Source organism: Paraflavitalea sp., assembly GCF_059502485.1.
In genome coordinates, this window is the sequence record NZ_JCACET010000010.1 from 1,664,828 (window position 1) to 1,681,850 (window position 17,023).

Below are 17,023 nucleotides of genomic sequence, written 5' to 3' on the forward strand. Positions count from 1 at the left end.
TCAGATTAAAACTGGAAGTATATAAAAGAGTTTGCAGAGAACGTACCAAACAAGGCAATCAGCCACAACACAGAAACAAAGAGCGCTATCCGCAACGCAGGACGCTGCAGCTGCGACACGTTCCATGACCAACGTTGGTTGGTGATCTCCACGCTCAACAAGATGAACAATAATAACATGCCCTTCATCACCTGATATTTGTTAAGCACGCTAAACCAGGTAAAGTCTTCCAAAGAAGCTATCCGGCCAATAATAGTATTAGCCACCGAAAAGGCGCTATGCCCCATACTTCCCGAACGGAAGTAGATCCACGCCAGTACAGTCAAAGCATATACGATCACAATACAAATGGCCGAGTTGATAAATGCCGGCATACGCACGATCGCCACAAACTTTCGCCAGATGGGCGTGGTAATACGCTGCACAATTAGGTATACACCATGCAAGAAGCCCCAGAATATAAAGGCGAGGTTGGCCCCGTGCCATAGCCCCCCCAGCAGCATGGTGATCATGTTGTTCTTGTACGTATGGAACTTCCCTTTTCTGTTACCTCCCAAAGGAATGTACAGGTAATCGCGCAACCAGCCGGAAAGAGAGATATGCCAGCGGGTCCAGAACTCACTGAAACTTTGCGAGAAATAAGGCGTTTTGAAATTCTCCACGAAGCGATAACCCATGATGCGCGCCAGACCGATAGCGATATCGGAATAACCCGAGAAGTCGCAATATATCTGGAACGAATAGAAGATGACGCCTATAAAGAGGTGTGAAGAAGAGAATTTGGAGGGGTCGGCCCAGCACTGGTCGACAAAGGGCGCCAGCGAATCGGCGATTGCTACCTTCTTGAAGAAACCCCATAGGATACGGCCAAGGCCGGAGTTGAAGTTATCCCAATCAAACTTTTTATCGGTATTCATTTGTGGCAGCAGGTCCCTGGCCCTAACGATAGGCCCGGCCACCAGCTGCGGGAAGAGCGCGATAAAGGCCGCAAACTTAAGCATGTCACGCTCCACCGGAATTTCACGCCGGTAGATATCGATGGTGTACGATAAGCTCTGGAAAGTATAGAACGAGATACCGATGGGCAGCATGATCTGCAAGGTGCCAATAGAAGGCTGGAAGCCAAACTTGTGCATCATGACCACGAAGCTGTCGATAAAGAAGTTGAAATACTTGAAATACCCCAGAAAGCCAAGGTTCATGATCATGCTGAAGATGAGGTAAGTACGTCGCTTGGTCTTGTCTTCCGTAGCCCCGATCAGCTTACCGAAATTGAAGTCCATGAACGTGGAGATCATGATAATGGCCAGGAAACGATAGTCCCACCAACCATAAAACACGTAGCTCGCCAGCAGGATCCACCACAGGCGCAGCTTTCCCTTGGTAAGGAAATACAAAGGGAAAAAAATACCACTAAAAATTAAGAATGTAATACTGTTGAATACCATCCTGGCTTAGCTTAAGGGTAAAAGAAACCGGGGGCAAAGTAAAGCAAATCAGTCCATAACCGGAAACGGCCCGTACCGCGTTGCGTTATTGCCAACTGAAAATTACCCAGTTAAACGTCAATATAGGAAAATTTATTATATAGGATAGAGACGTAAAGCCGAAAAGCCATTAAATTCCCCAGCCTGTGCCTATTCGGTATCCTTAAGCCGCTCGTGCACCCAGCCCAGCGCAATATCCAGTTGTTCCCGCATGGTGAGCTTGGAATTGTCGAGCAGTAAAGCATCTTCAGCCTGACGGAGGGGGCTTATCTCACGATGAGAATCGATATAGTCCCTCATTTCCAGGTTGGATTTCACCTCTTCGATGGTGATGTTGGGATTCTTTTCATACAGTTCGCGGAAACGGCGCTGAACACGGATAGCCTTATCAGCAGTCATAAAGATCTTCAGTTCGGCACTGGGAAACACCACGGTACCAATGTCGCGCCCATCCATCACAATACCCTTCTTGTTGCCCATGTCCTGCTGCTGCTTCACGGCAAACTGGCGCACCTCTTTAATGGCAGCCACTTCACTCACTTTTTCAGCCACTACCAGGTCGCGGATAACATACTCCACGTTCTCCCCATTGAGGTAGATCTCACTTTGACCATTCTTGTGATTGGAGAGGAACTCGAGCTTTATTTTCTTCAAAGCATCTTCTACCGCCTCGTGGTGAGTCCAGTCTAAGTGATTACGCAGAAAATACAGGGTAATAGCACGGTACATAGCACCACTGTCGATGTATACATAGCCCAACTCACGCGCCAATTGCTTGGCAACGGTGCTCTTGCCACAGGATGACCAGCCGTCAATAGTAATGATGATCTTTTTTTCCACTCCGCAAAACTAAGAAATACAATGAATTGGCAAAAGCATCGCTAAACCTGTGTCGTAAAAGTAATATTGGACAGCAATTAAAAGTTAATGCCGCTCCACACAGGTAGAACGGCATTAAAAATGTAGCGGGACGATTTACCGGACCTACTACGCGTAAGTCACCTTGTTATCATAAGCATTGGATTTTACCATTGTCTGTAACCGGGGGATCGACATTGCGAAAATGTCCAGGCCAGGCTCCAGCATAAAAAACAGAGGGACTTGCAATATAAACGCTATGTGATATTTAATAGTGTGTGATCGAAATCAAGAAAGTTACAGGCAACAAGGCATTGTGAGGCATAAAGGCAACGAGTGAAGGCTTGTTGCTTCGATAGGCTGTCGCCAGCAGGCAACAAAAAACCCTCTCCGGTTAATGGAGAGGGTTTCTTATATAGAACTGTTACGAATGTTTATGCTTCAGACTTCTCTTTGGTCACTTTCAGCGTGAAGAGGATCTTGGTCTTGTCCTTATCAAGGTCGGCAAGCATTACATCACCTTGCTTGATATTGAGGTTCAGGATCTCTTCAGCCAGCGGATCTTCCAGGTATTTCTGGATAGCCCTGTGCAGCGGACGCGCTCCAAATTGAGAGTCATATCCCTTCTCAGCGATGAAGTTCTTGGCCTCTTCAGTAAGCTCAAGGCTGAATCCAAGGCTGTTCAACCGTTTCATTACACCCTTCATCAGGATGTCGATGATCAGGAAGATATGCTCCTTGCCCAGTGAGTTAAAGATCACCACATCATCGATACGGTTGAGGAACTCAGGAGAGAAAGTCCTTTTCAGGGCCTTTTCAATTACTGCTTTATTGTTCTCTTCCGCATTTTGCTGACGGGAAGCTGTTGCAAACCCTACACCATCACCAAAGTCTTTCAATTGGCGTACACCAATGTTCGAGGTCATGATGATCAATGTATTCTTGAAGTCTACCTTTCTGCCAAGGCCGTCGGTCAGTTGACCATCATCCAGCACTTGCAACAGAATGTTGTAGATATCGGGGTGAGCTTTCTCGATCTCGTCCAGAAGGATCACAGAGTATGGCTTACGGCGTACACGCTCGGTAAGTTGACCACCCTCTTCATATCCTACATAGCCGGGAGGCGCACCAATCAAACGGCTTACAGTAAACTTCTCCATGTATTCACTCATATCGATACGGATAAGCGCATCTTCTGAGTCGAACATGTAGCGGGCCAGCGCTCTTGCCAACTCGGTTTTACCGACCCCGGTAGGTCCGAGGAAAATGAATGTACCGATAGGTTTCTTAGGATCTTTCAACCCTACCCTGTTACGCTGAATGGCTTTCACCACCTTTGTAATGGCGTCGTCCTGACCAACCACCATATTGCGCATGTCGATCGTCATGTTGCGCAGCTTCTCAGTTTCGGCCTGCACCATTCTCTTCACCGGAATACCGGTCATCATGCTCACTACTTCGGCAATGGCCTCTTCATCTATGGGGTAGCGCTTGTGTTTGCTTTCTTCTTCCCAGCTTGCTTTTGCTTTCTCCAGCTCTTCCTGCAAACGCTTCTCAGTATCACGGAGGGAGGCAGCTTCTTCAAACTTCTGGCTCTTTACCACTTTGTTCTTTTCCACCTTCACATCCTCGATCTTCTTTTCAAGGTCCAGGATCTCCTTAGGCACATTGATGTTCTTCAGGTGCACACGGGCGCCTACTTCATCCATCACGTCGATAGCCTTGTCGGGCAACAGACGGTCTGTAATGTAGCGGTCACTCAGCTTCACGCAGGCATCGATAGCCTCGTCATTGTAAGTAACGTTGTGGTAGTCTTCGTATTTAGACTTGATGTTATTGAGGATCTGGATGGTTTCGTCCACGCTTGGTGGTTCAACCATTACTTTCTGGAAACGACGGTCGAGGGCACCATCCTTTTCGATGTACATGCGGTACTCGTCCAGTGTAGAAGCGCCAATGCATTGGAGTTCGCCACGGGCAAGGGCTGGTTTGAAGATGTTGGAAGCATCCAGTGAACCACTGGCGCCACCGGCACCTACGATCGTGTGTATCTCATCGATGAAGAGGATCACATCACGGTTCTTTTCCAACTCGTTCATGATCGCTTTCATGCGCTCTTCAAACTGGCCACGGTATTTGGTACCTGCCACCAGGGCAGCAAGGTCGAGTGAAATAACACGTTTGTCGAATAATACCCGGGATACTTTACGCTGCACGATACGCAGCGCCAGACCTTCTACGATCGCTGTTTTACCAACGCCGGGCTCACCAATGAGGATCGGATTGTTCTTCTTACGACGGGAAAGGATCTGAGACACACGCTCGATCTCTTCTTCCCGGCCTACGATGGGGTCCAGTGCTCCGCTCTCGGCCAACCGCGTGATATCACGACCGAAATTGTCGAGTACAGGCGTCTTGCTCTTGGCATTACCTGCCTGGCGAGACTTCTGTTGTGAGTATTTCTTTTCCTCATCGAAATCGTCTTCGTTCTCATCGGCATATTCGCTACGAACATCATTGCTCTTCACTACGCCTAATTCGTTTCTGAATAAATCGTAATCCACGTCAAACTGATTTAAGATTTGAGTAGCTATGTTTTCCTTGTTCTTGAGTATGGAGAGCATAAGGTGCTCCGTTTCTACAGTAGGGCTCTTTAGGGCCTTCGCCTCCAGCACTGTTACCCGGATGACCTTCTCTGCCTGTTTGGTCAGGGGTAAGCTGTTTATGTTGGCGATGTTCTTACCGGTTTTGTCCTTGACGGCCAATTCTACTTCTTTACGCAGTTCGTAGAGATCAACATTGAAGCTCTTGAGTATTCGCACTGCCGTATTTTCACCTTCCCGAATCAACCCAAGCAACAAATGTTCAGTACCGATAAAATCATTCCCCAGCCTCAAAGCCTCCTCCCTGCTAAACGAAATAATCTCCTTTACCTGGGCTGAAAAATTGTTATCCATTTTTGTAATTTGTTGTGTTATACAATAATAACGAATATTTTTGACTTATGTTCTCGCCTCTTTATTAACGGCTGTTAACAAACATTAAGTGTGTATGCAGGTCAAAATTGATACCAAGCAAAAATTCCATGCCATAACGATCATTGAACCAGTTTTATCTGCTAATATGACAGCAGAACTGGATGAATGTTTACTTCCCTTCCTCCAAAATGACGTTAAAAACATCATCCTGATTGTTAAAGACATTAACGAGGTGGACGATGCTGCCGGAGAGTACCTGTTAAAGTTACAACAAACCTTCTACGAGCAGGGAGCCTCCTTCGTCATCTGCGAGCTGCAACCAGACGTAGAAGAATCCCTGGAAAAAGCTGGTATCCTTGAGCTGATGAATGTAACGCCTACCGAGAGCGAAGCCTGGGACATTGTCCAAATGGAAGAGATCGAGCGGGAACTCCTGGGAGGAGAGTAAATTTCGTGTCAGGATCAACCCGATACGGGTATCAGGATACCAATCATACAAGACAGGACTTAGTACAATTGTGCTATAATTTTATGTGTAATGACAACGTTATAACAGGAAGAGACGGTTAATATGAGAATCTTTGTTTTATCTTTCCTGTGTTTATTTTTGTTCTCATTCCTAACGATTGCCCAGGATAGCTGCCAGGGAAAGCAGCTTCCCTACAAGGTTTCCATTGCCGGCCAAACCGATTTAATTACGGTAGACGCCGTTTTGAAAGCAGGCAAGCTCCAATGCAGCCACCCAGCCCTTACCGTGTTCAGTTTTAGGTTAGGCTCAAAAGGCCCAGGTATTCTTTGCTATGCCGAAACCTATTGTTCTTCTGATTCATTGTCGCCAGTGGCTGTTTCTCTTGTCAAACGACTAACACCCGGCAGTCGCTTTTTTTTGGATTGCATCAGGGTTAAAAACCGAGCGGGCGATACATTCCTACTGAAAAACCAGATAATCCGGATTCGCTAAAAGTTTTTTGCAGCTAATTAAATCTATTTGTACTCTTAACCAGTACATTATAATAAAGTTGACGCTAACCCTTACATGAAAAAATACGCAGTAATTGTAGCCGGCGGTTCAGGTATGCGCATGGGCACCATTGTTCCAAAACAGTTTCTCCCCCTTCAGGGCAAGCCAGTATTGTGGTATACGCTTACCGCTTTCCTGGACGCATTCCCCGATCTTGAGATCATCCTGGTACTCCCTGAAGCCCATCTTGAAACCGGTCAGGAAATACTCCGTTCCACCCACGCTCCCGATCGCATCTGGATGACGGCAGGCGGGGAAACACGCTTTCATTCCGTCCGCAATGGCCTGTCACATATCCACCACCATTCAATCGTTTTTGTGCACGACGGAGTACGTTGCCTGCTCACCCCCCAATTGATACGCCGCTGCTACCAGATGGCACAGGAACGTGGCAACGCCATCCCCGCCATCGGTGCGGTTGATTCTATCCGCATCCAGACCTTCGATGGCAATGAGTTCATCGACCGCAGCAAGGTGCGCATCATTCAAACCCCACAAACGTTTTACAGCGATATCGTCAAAGCAGCCTTCGAACAGGAGTACGAAGAGTCTTTCACCGACGAAGCCAGTGTAGTAGAGCGGCTGGGCGTAAAGATCCACCTCATTGACGGAGAATCTACCAATATCAAGATCACCCATCCCATCGATGTGCTGATCGCAGAGAAGATACTCGAAGAAAGAGAAATGGGGATTTAGAGAGTCGGGTAGCCTTTGCTTTTCCAACGCAGCCACCAGGGCAAACGCTGAAACTGCAAAGCCGGGTATACTTCCTTCACCCCGCCGAAGCTACTATAGAAGAATGCCAGACTGGCAACATCAGAACCTTCAAAATCCAACAACAATTCCTGCCCCACATGTTCATGAATGAACCGGTCAATAAGGAAGTGCGAAGCACCTATCGTTTTCCCATTGGGATGATTGCCCACTAAAATGTAGTAAGCCCTCCCATGTGAATAAAACCACACACAGGAAGCCACCAGCTCATTATTTGAAGTATATACCCCACTGGTTGCTGCGCTGCAAGGTTTGTAGGCCGTCGCTCTTCGAGGCTTGTAGCCTCGAAGCTCTATTCCGTTGCGTTCCGCAACACCCCCTTCCTCACCCAACGATACCAGGTAATTGAACAGCTCTTTAAAGTGCGTGTAATCCTCTTCCCCTATATTGGTCACCTGCTGTTGTATCTGCCATCGCGCCAGCGTGATTATTTCATCCAACGGAATATCAGTTGCATAACGGCAATTCAACTGCTGCGCCTTTTTAACATTCCGGCGCACATTGTTCCTGTATTCGTTGTAAATAGTCTCGTAAGGTCTTTCAAGATTCAGTACATAGTTGCTGCGCATGGATTGTATTCCCGAAGACGGCAGGAAATTATTCCGGTTCAATAACAGGTCTACTAATTTAAACCGGGCAGGTATAGCCTTAATGAACTGGCTGGTCAATGCTTCAGTGATCGATGCACCAAAAATACCCAGCGAAGCAGTCAACGGCGGATGAGCCAGATAGCAAATGCCCCACTTCTTTTTCCAGGGCAATGGCATCACCGCTTCATAGTCATTCAACACCAGCGCGTCCCAATCAACAGCCATCCGGTCGAGATAGAAAGAATAGCCATAGATCAATCCATTGGGAGCATTGGCCATGCAGTTGTCCCATTTCACCCTGTCGATCTGTGGGTGTTGAAGGTATTGAATAACGTTTGTTGACATCTCAACGCTGAATGACCTTTCGCAGGTTGAAACGGTGTATATCAAAGCTAAAGGAAAGCCGTTTGCCAAAAGTATTGACTTCCGGTGCCGTTTTGAGATTGTCCCGGAACTCTTTGCTGTAGAAGATAGGCGCATATACATTCAGCAGGTCTTTAAACAGCGACACCTGCAACCCGGCCACAAACAAAAAGCGACTGGTCTCAGCATTCTTCTTCCAGGCATCTGCATAAGTGCCCACATCTGCAAATATGCGTATCGGCAATTCTACCGGAAACAGGTTTTTAGTCAGCGTAGTATTGAAGTTAATGGAAGCAATCCAGTTATCCGACCGCCCTTGCAACCCTGCAAAAAGATCAGTACGCAGTTTCAGCCCTCCATCCCGCATCATGATCTGCTGGCTGGCAGCCCCATCAAATTCAGAGCGACCGATAAAATAGTTGCTGTAAGTATAATCTTCATCACCCCGCACAGCTGTGAGCTTGGGCTGGTACAGGAACGACCGGCTTACCTTTTCACTCGTTCGGCCACCGAGGTAACCAAACTTGGCAACGAATGCCCGCACCTGCATGCCGCCACCTTTGGCATAGTTGAAATAATAATGACCGGTAGCCTGCGCACGATAGAAACCATCCCCTTGCTGCAACTGTATCTGCGCATCGTAGGGATAGAGCTTCCGATAATCAGTGATATTAAAAGTAAGCTGGTTCAGGTAACGATTCTTAACAGCTCCCGGCGTAGGATAACTTACACTGTCATCATGATCCATTACATAATTGAATCCCTTCTCACCAATGAGGTACGTTTTCCATTCTATCCACTTTTCAACCGTAGAAAGCAGAGAACGGTTTTTAAAGGTAAAGCGCAATGCAGGCACGATCTTGTGAAAGCCGCCATGCACTTTCGCACCGTTGCTGTCTACTCCTTCCATCGTGGAAAACCGTGCGCCGGTAACTGACAGATCGATATTTTGGAAATGCTTACGCGGATTCCAATGATAACCGAGCGTACCAATACCATTAAACTGTTTGCTGCCGGTAGCATACAAAGGAGCCAGCATGAATTGAAACTTGTGAGAAGGCATGGAAACATTGTGCAATACCAGCCCCACCATAAACTTGTCGTACATGTTGTAGCCGATAGCCGGCAGGAAGTTGACATAGTTTACCCGCTCATAATCTTTCATAGAGAACAGGAAGGCAGGCTTTATTTTTTTAGGGCCAACATAATCCTGTATCGCCCCCTGCGTATGTAAGTCATGGAAAAGCTCAGCAAGGTTCTGGCCACTATTTTGTTCCATCACCCGTTGAAAATCTTCCGGCTGGGGATGTTTGAACTTCCACTGCTCATAATACAATTGCATACAACTATCGAAACGCGCCTGTCCCACCTGTTCCTCCATACGCTTCATCCATAAAGAAGTTTTACCGTAAGCAATGATAGAATAGTTCTGCTCAGTGAAGTCGGCAGAAGCTGTACTGATAGGCTGGTCTTTTTTCTCCTTGGCAAAAATGGCAATATTCAGCCTGGTCTGGTTCTCGGGTATCTTGGATTCCAGCCAGTTCCTCTTGCGTTTTTCCGGGTATTTCCAGGCCACATAGCGATTGCCATAATAACTGTTGATACCTTCATCCATCCAGGGATGGTCGCGCTCATTGCTGGCAAGGATACCATAAAACCAGTTGTGCCCCACCTCATGATCAATGACCATGTCCAATGTTTTGGCATCCGGCATAGAGCCAATGTTGGTGATGGTGGGATATTCCATACCACCACTTTCTTTGGTCTGCACCACGCTCACTACATTATAAGGATATTCACCAATGAGCTTTGAACGGAAATGAATAGCATCTTTTGCCATGGCCACGCTCTGCTTCCACAACGTATCCTTCTGTGGATAAAACGACCAGGCCTCTATCACCCTGCCCGATGTCAGCTTTATGGTATCGTAGTCCACCACGAAACGCTTATCGGCAAACCACGCAAAATCGTGGATACGGTCTTGTTTGAACTGCAGCGTTTTGGTAGCTATCACTGTAGCATTAGGCTTTGCAGCAATGGCGGGCTCTGCAGGCTTGCTTTCAACCTCTGCGGGTTTAGCCACATTCTTTTTATTTTTCAGCGGCGCCTTATTGGTGTTCTTTTTGACAGGCGTTTTAGGTGCCGGCTTCTTAGGTGTTGGCTTCAGGAACTTAGGCTTTTGGTTCACGACAGGTGGTGGCGCCTGCTGATTCCTGTATTCAGCCGTCATGGTCTTCATCCACTGCTTTTCGGCCGCACTCTGCAATTCGCCGGTAGCAGCCACCACATAATCTGTCGGCACTGTAATGCGCACATCGTATGTACCAAACTCACTGTAAAACTCTCCCTGATCGAGGTAAGGCATCGGATGCCAGCCCTTGCTATCATATACTGCCGGCTTGGGGTACCATTGAGTTGCCTGGTAAGACTGGCCAACATGCCCACCACGCGAAAAGTGTTTCGGCAGTTTTACATGAAAAGGCGTCGTGATCTCTGTCTGTGCACCAGGCGCCAGCGGCGTATTCAGGAGCACTTTTATCACATCGATGTATTGAGGATGATCTTCCGTTTCCAGCGTAGCATTGTTCACCCTGAAATCGAGCCGGTTAATATAACCACGGTCTTCCCGGTTGGAAAAGTAGAAATCGGTACGGCCATGAAGCAACAATTGATCACTAAAGGCAGTACGGTCATTCTTATAAGCATTCGGCCACAGGTGAAACCAGATGAAAGAAAGCGTATCCGGCGAATTATTGATGTACCGAAGCTTCAGGTACCCGTTAAGACTATGCTGCGTATCGTCGAGCTCAACATCTATTGTATAATGCAACTCCTGCTGCCAGTAACGTTGAGCGTGACTGGCTTTCTGCAAGATGATCAACAATAAAATAATACAGGTACTCTTTTTCATGATCGGTTTTTTCGGCAATCGGCAGTCGACAATATCAAAAACTTCCTTCTTTGTTCAGCAGCTCAAAGACTCCATCGAGGCCCACCTGCGTGGATTTTTCCAATGCAGCTTTGAGGTCTTCCGGGTAAGGATGCTTGAATTTCCAGGTAGCGAAATATGCTTGCATGGCTTTATCGAATCGCTCACGCCCCAGGGCCATTTCCACGAGGTAAAGCCAGGTAGCCGCTTTCACGTATACAACGATACCATAATCGTTTTTATTGGCAAAACCTGTTGAGCCTGTATTAACGGGCTCTTTGGCAGGCAGGCTGTTGAACGCATTGTATAGCCGGCCCAGGAGTTCGTCCGTGGGGAGTTGCTTTAATTCCTTAGGCATGGATTTACCAAAAATAGTGTTGGACTTGTATTTTTCCGCTTCATAGCGGAACTGATAGAAACTGTTGATACCCTCATCCATCCAGGGGTAGTCCCGCTCATTGCTGCCAAGGATACCATAAAACCAGTTGTGCCCCACCTCATGGGTGATCACGGCATCAAGATTTTCCGCATCAGCATCGGGACTGGTAATAAGGGTGATCATGGGATATTCCATTCCACCGGAAGAAAGGTTCTTGGGGCCTTCCACTGCCTGCACTACCGGCCAGGGGTACTCCCCTATCCAGCCGGAATAATGGCGTACCGCATCTTCAACAAAAGAAAGGCTGTTACTCCACTCCTTGTTGCCATTGGGCTGGTAGTATGTAAAAGCATCGATCACCTTACCCGAAGGCAGTTGTAGTGTATCATACTGAATGATGGCATCTTTATCGGCAAACCAGGCAAAGTCGTGGATATTCTCCCCATAGTATTGCAGGGTTTTGAGCGCATCAGGTTGAGCAGCCTTGTATTTGGCAACACCAGCTTTGGCCTGGTAATTCTGCGTCCCAAGCGCTTTATACTGATCCAGCTCTTCCTTCGTTTGCAACGTACCGGTAGCGCCTACAACATAAGCGGCAGGAACGGTAATGTTCACTTTAAAAGTACCGAACTCACTGTAAAACTCTCCCTGATCGAGGTAAGGGAAAGCATGCCAGCCCTTTTTGTCATACACAGCCGGCTTGGGGTACCACTGGCAGATCATGTATTGATCGCCATCATAACCAGAGCGGGAGAAATAAAACGGCAGCTTTACATTGAAAGGCGTAGCGATGGTGGCCGTTTGCCCGGGCGCCAGTGGCGCAGGCAGTATCAGCTTTATCACATCTGCGTCGTTGGCACTATCCTGCCCGGTAGTCACGGTTTTACCATCGACTGTAAAGGCAAGGCCATCGATGTATCCTTCACTTTTTTTATTCTTGAGCTTTTTCTTCCCCTCCTTGTCGCCTTCCAGTTGCCTGGCCAGCGCAGTATTGTCATCCTTATAAGCATTGGGCCAGAGGTGAAACCAGATATAGGTCAGCGTATCAGGAGAATGATTGATGTATTGCAATGACAGGTTGCCTTTAAGCGTATGTTGTTTTTCATTAAGTGCCACATCGATGGTGTAATGCACTTCCTGTTGCCAGTAATCCTGGGAAAAAGCCGCATTGTACAAAAGGACAAGCACAAATAAGGGAACGATCTTTTTTTGCATGTAGGTCTTTTAGTGAATAGTCTGTACTAAATAGTGGTTCATCGTCCTACCCCCATGAAAATAATCCTCAACGTATGGATCATGATCTTCAGGTCAAGAGCGAGGGATATATTTTCGATGTAGATAAGGTCATATTTCATGCGCTCTACCATCTGCTCCACATTTTCAGCATAGCCAAATTTGACCATGCCCCAGGAAGTGACGCCGGGTTTTACTTTGAGCAGGTATTTAAAGTAGGGCGATTGCTGTTGTATCTGGTTGATGTAATATTCCCGTTCCGGACGTGGGCCTACCAGGCTCATCTCTCCTTTGAGGATATTCCACAACTGAGGCAGCTCATCCAGCCGCCAGGTACGCATCGTCTTCCCCCATTTGGTGATCCGCTCGTCATTGGCCGATGACAGCTGCGGGCCATTGATCTCAGCAGGATAATACATAGACCGGAACTTATAGATGTTGAACTTGCGGCCACGATAGCCAATACGCTCCTGCATATAAAAGATAGGACCCGGTGAAGTTGCTTTTACCCGTATGGCTGCATACAGGTATAAAGGAGACAACAACATCATTCCAAAAGAAGCGATGAACACGTCGATCACCCGCTTGATATTCTGCTGCCACTCGGGCATGAGGCCCGTTTTGAGATCGGAAAGGATAGCACCAAACACATTGCTGGTCTTTACCGATCCGGAGAGGATATCCAACATGTCCGGCGCGATCTTGATATCAACATCTTCATCACTGAGCACCGCCACTATCTTCTCCACCTGGTGCTTCTCCGACTCCTCGAGCGCAATCACTACCAGTTGCACCTTTTGCTCGCGTATCACCCTTTCAATGTCGTGCACATTGCCATATTGAGGCAAATGACTGCTGATACCATTGGGTTCTGGCGAAGCCGCAATAAACCCCGTGTAATGATAACCTGCCAACCTAAGACCAGCCTTTGTATCCTTATAAATTTTACTGGCCACTGCATTACCACCCACCAATAACGTATTAAATTGTACCGAACCTTTTACCAATTGCCTGCGCACCTTACCCAACAGCAGGCTGCGCCCAATCCAGGTAAAGAATAGCTGAGCCCAGATATAGGTGAACAATGCCTTGTAATAGTAGGTGTATTTGTGCTGAGGGTCATTGATCATGATCGAGAAGAAAATGATCGTACAACCAATGATGCAAACAAGAATGGTGTTGGTAAATTCATTGAGCCGCGACTTCTTATACAAAGTATGATAGGAACCTATCAGCGTAAAAAAGGTAAGCCAGGCAATGGGTATCAACAACAACCCCCACCAGAATGGCGGATTGAACTGTACACCATGCTCTTTGGAGATAACTTTTATCTGCAGGAAATAACTACGTGCAAAGTGCAAAACGATCCACGCCAGGATGGCCGCTATATAGTCGCTGAGGAGATACCAGGCGCTATGGATACGATTGTTCGCTGACATGCAGGAGGCTACGAGGTAATGCTATTGTTTTTAATCTTTTGCAATATCTGGTGTGCTACGTCCATGGCCCTATAACCGTCTACTTCCGATACCCGTGTGGGTGTATTGTCGATGATGGAATCGCGAAATGCTTCCAGTTCTTTTTTGATCGCATTGACTTCAGGAACCTGTGGGTTCACGATGGCAATAGTCTTTTTCCCATGTGGTGTATCCAGGTCAAAAGAAAAAGCATCCACGTCCTGGGGGGTCTTTAATTTGATGACCTCTGACTTCTTATTGAGAAAGTCCACCCCAATATAAGCATCTTTCTGAAATAACCTCATTTTACGCATTTTCTTCATGGATATCCGGCTGGAAGTGAGGTTGGCTACACAGCCATTGTTGAATTCTATCCGCACATTGGCTATATCGGGCGTATCAGTCATAACCGCTACGCCGCTGGCCGAGATCATTTTGACCTCGCTCTTGACGATGCTGAGGATAATGTCGATATCGTGGATCATTAGGTCGAGGATCACACTCACCTCCGTGCCCCGGGGATTGAACTGAGCCAGGCGGTGCACCTCGATGAACATCGGCTGCAATTGCATGTGCTGGATGCCGAGGTAGGCAGGATTGAATCGCTCCACATGCCCCACCTGTAATTTGACATTGGACTCCCGCACGAGCTTTACCAGCTCTCGCGCCTCTTCCATGGTATTGGCAAGAGGCTTTTCCACAAAAACGTGCTTACCCTTACGGATGGCCATTTTGCAAAGGTCGAAGTGAAAGGTCGTCGGCGCCACGATGTCCACCATATCCACAGCCTCAACAAGCCTTTCTGGATCGAGGAAGCGGGCCAACTGGTATTTTTCCGTTACCTCCTGAGCCGCTACATCATTCGGGTCATAAAATCCGACCAGTTCTACGTCCTTAATTTCTTTCCAGTTATTGAGGTGGAATTTTCCGAGATGACCAACGCCGAATACGCCAACCTTTAGCATAGGTATTGTGAGTTACAAGGTGTTAAAAATCAAAGATAAACAGAGGATTCGGTTTTGTTCGGAGGTTTTTATGAACATGTGGGGAAAGCCGCGAGCTGCGAGCAAAATACAGCGCTCGTTGCCTCAATGCCTTGTCGCCTCGTTGCCTTTTTGGGTTCGTAGCTAATAACGAAGCTTACTTCTTCAATAAAGCTGACTTTGAACGATAAGCCGATGTAGGATGATAAATAAAGAGGCAGTTGCCTTCTTTGATCTGGTCGATCATGGACGCACAAACGTCCAGCGGAACAGCGGGACATCCTTTGCTGCGGCCAATATAGCCCTGGCTGGCAATGAACTGCTCACTCACGTAATCAGCGCCATGCAACACGATAGCGCGGCGGTAAGCGAAATCATTAATACCCTTTTCCACGCCCTGCAGTTTGAGCGAATAACCATTGCTGCCCTGGTAGGCTTCGCCGGTTACATAGAATCCAAGACTGCTCTTGTTGGAAGATGGTTTATTGGAAAACAACTGTGCCATGGTTTTGCCCGACTTCATGCCGTGGGCTACCCAGGTATTATATAATAACTCGTAGTTGTCCAGATCGATCACATAGAGACGCTTGTTGATGCTGGGCTGGCTAAAATCTACAATGGCCAGGATATGCCCTTTGAGCCAGCCTTTAGCCGACAGCTTTTCCATGCCTTTCAACGCCGTGCGGTATACCATACGGGAGAGCCCTGCCTCTTCGAGGTGGAGACTATCGTATATCTCCATGCTGTTGTCGAAAGAAAAAGCTGCAACCTTTTTGGTATTTTCTATATGTATGGAAGTAGTATCACGAGGAGCGACCGTACCGGGATATACGGTTGAAGTTGCGGGTACAAATGACCATTGCAACAGAATTGCTAAACCTAAGAAGGATGCACTAACCAACTTACTAAACCTTGCCTTATTCGGTTTTTTCATAGATTCAACCTTTTTGAAGGGGTGAATGATTGACCAATGATTTCAGTATCAACGAAATATTGGCGATTAAATTGCCCTGGCTATTGACAATCAGGATATTTTTTGGACGATCACGAAAGTAGCGGTTTTTACGGTTCCTGCAACCTTTTCTACGGGGTAAGAACACATATTTGGAAGTCCCATATTTATTGAACTGGGTGTAAAGGTTGTACTTCGGTAGTTTATTGATTTACAAGGAAAAAAGAAGGTGTTAGCTGTTAGCTTTTAGCCTTTAGCGAAGTACAGAGCCAATAGCTAACAGCTAAAGGCTAATGCCTGTCATAACTTCTCTCCTATTATATTATACAGCAGGTTTTTATAGTGCTCGCTGCAGGGCAGTTCGGTGTCGCCGAGGAAAACCGTTTTGCGGGAAACCGTGTCTACTTTCCGGAGAGATACTATATAAGACCGGTGAATGCGGATAAAATCCTCGTTGGGCAACCTGCTCTCGAAGTACTTCAGGCTCTGGAGCGTAACCACCGGCTTTTTACTATCCGTAAGGTGGATGCGGGTATAGTCCTTCAACCCCTCGAGGTAAACGATATCGTTGTAGAATATCTTCTGAATCTTATGGGCTGTTTTGATGAACAGGAAGTCATCCTTGCGTTGCGGTGATTTATTCTTGCGGTAAGATATATATTCCCAGGCCTTATTGACAGCTGTCACAAACCGATCGAAGGGAACAGGCTTCAGCAGGTAATCGATGGCATCCAACTCATACCCTTCCACGGCAAATTCATGGTAGGCCGTGACAAATATAACCGCTGGCTTTTTAGGCAATATTTTCAGGAATTCGATCCCCGAGAGATCGGGCATCTTAATATCAAGGAACACAAGGTCGATCTCTTCTTTATCAAAATGCTGGAGAGCGGCAACGGGACCTTCACAGCGGGCTATTAGTTTCAGGTAGGGCACCTTACGTATAAAATCTTCCATCAGGTCCAATGCCCAGGGTTCATCATCGATAATGAGGCAGTTTAAGTTCATCGGGTGTGCGT

General features: G+C 47.1%; 12 protein-coding genes. 2 read left to right on the plus strand and 10 right to left on the minus strand.

Annotated elements, in window-relative coordinates:
- Positions 1-5: 5 nt before the first annotated feature.
- The 3 genes from AC5JBY_RS23890 to AC5JBY_RS23900 all read right to left on the minus strand — a co-directional run bounded on the left by AC5JBY_RS23890 (position 6) and on the right by AC5JBY_RS23900 (position 5,302).
- Positions 6-1,397 carry an MBOAT family O-acyltransferase gene (locus tag AC5JBY_RS23890; RefSeq protein WP_495907180.1) on the minus strand — a complete coding sequence of 464 codons (1,392 nt, stop codon included), beginning with the start codon at positions 1,395-1,397 and terminating at the stop codon, positions 6-8.
- A gap of 240 nt (positions 1,398-1,637) precedes the next feature.
- Complete coding sequence (gene cmk, locus AC5JBY_RS23895; RefSeq protein WP_495907181.1) at positions 1,638-2,327, minus strand: (d)CMP kinase; 690 nt, start codon at positions 2,325-2,327, stop codon at positions 1,638-1,640.
- Positions 2,328-2,779: 452 nt separating this feature from the next.
- Complete coding sequence (locus AC5JBY_RS23900; RefSeq protein ID WP_495907182.1) at positions 2,780-5,302, minus strand: ATP-dependent Clp protease ATP-binding subunit; 2,523 nt, start codon at positions 5,300-5,302, stop codon at positions 2,780-2,782.
- A gap of 94 nt (positions 5,303-5,396) precedes the next feature.
- On the opposite strand from AC5JBY_RS23900, the gene AC5JBY_RS23905 reads away from it, so the two are divergent.
- Positions 5,397-5,771, plus strand: a complete 375-nt coding sequence (locus tag AC5JBY_RS23905; RefSeq protein ID WP_495907183.1) for an STAS domain-containing protein — start codon at positions 5,397-5,399, stop codon at positions 5,769-5,771.
- Positions 5,772-6,359: 588 nt separating this feature from the next.
- Positions 6,360-7,040, plus strand: coding sequence for a 2-C-methyl-D-erythritol 4-phosphate cytidylyltransferase (locus tag AC5JBY_RS23910; protein WP_495907184.1), 681 nt, complete (start codon positions 6,360-6,362; stop codon positions 7,038-7,040).
- Here the strand turns inward: AC5JBY_RS23910 and AC5JBY_RS23915 are convergent.
- The 7 genes from AC5JBY_RS23915 to AC5JBY_RS23945 form a co-directional block, all read right to left on the minus strand.
- Positions 7,037-8,053 (minus strand): GNAT family N-acetyltransferase, encoded by a 1,017-nt coding sequence (locus AC5JBY_RS23915; RefSeq protein ID WP_495907185.1) that lies wholly within the window; start codon positions 8,051-8,053, stop codon positions 7,037-7,039. The genes AC5JBY_RS23910 and AC5JBY_RS23915 overlap by 4 nt on opposite strands.
- 1 nt (position 8,054) lies before the next feature.
- Positions 8,055-10,982, minus strand: a complete 2,928-nt coding sequence (locus tag AC5JBY_RS23920) for a M1 family metallopeptidase (RefSeq protein WP_495907186.1) — start codon at positions 10,980-10,982, stop codon at positions 8,055-8,057.
- 34 nt (positions 10,983-11,016) lie between these two features.
- Positions 11,017-12,594, minus strand: a complete 1,578-nt coding sequence (locus AC5JBY_RS23925; protein ID WP_495907187.1) for a M1 family metallopeptidase — start codon at positions 12,592-12,594, stop codon at positions 11,017-11,019.
- Between the two features lie 38 nt (positions 12,595-12,632).
- Positions 12,633-14,051, minus strand: coding sequence for a sugar transferase (locus AC5JBY_RS23930; protein WP_495907188.1), 1,419 nt, complete (start codon positions 14,049-14,051; stop codon positions 12,633-12,635).
- Positions 14,052-14,059: 8 nt separating this feature from the next.
- A complete protein-coding gene (locus AC5JBY_RS23935; RefSeq protein ID WP_495907189.1) occupies positions 14,060-15,034 on the minus strand; it encodes a Gfo/Idh/MocA family oxidoreductase in 975 nt (324 codons plus the stop codon).
- A 175-nt stretch (positions 15,035-15,209) separates the two neighbouring features.
- The gene (locus tag AC5JBY_RS23940) at positions 15,210-15,986 is read right to left on the minus strand and encodes a murein L,D-transpeptidase catalytic domain family protein (RefSeq protein WP_495907190.1); all 777 of its coding nucleotides are present in this window, start codon (positions 15,984-15,986) and stop codon (positions 15,210-15,212) included.
- Positions 15,987-16,304: 318 nt separating this feature from the next.
- Entirely contained in the window at positions 16,305-17,012 is a 708-nt protein-coding gene (locus AC5JBY_RS23945) for a LytR/AlgR family response regulator transcription factor (protein WP_495907191.1), read from the minus strand.
- Positions 17,013-17,023 lie beyond the last annotated feature (11 nt).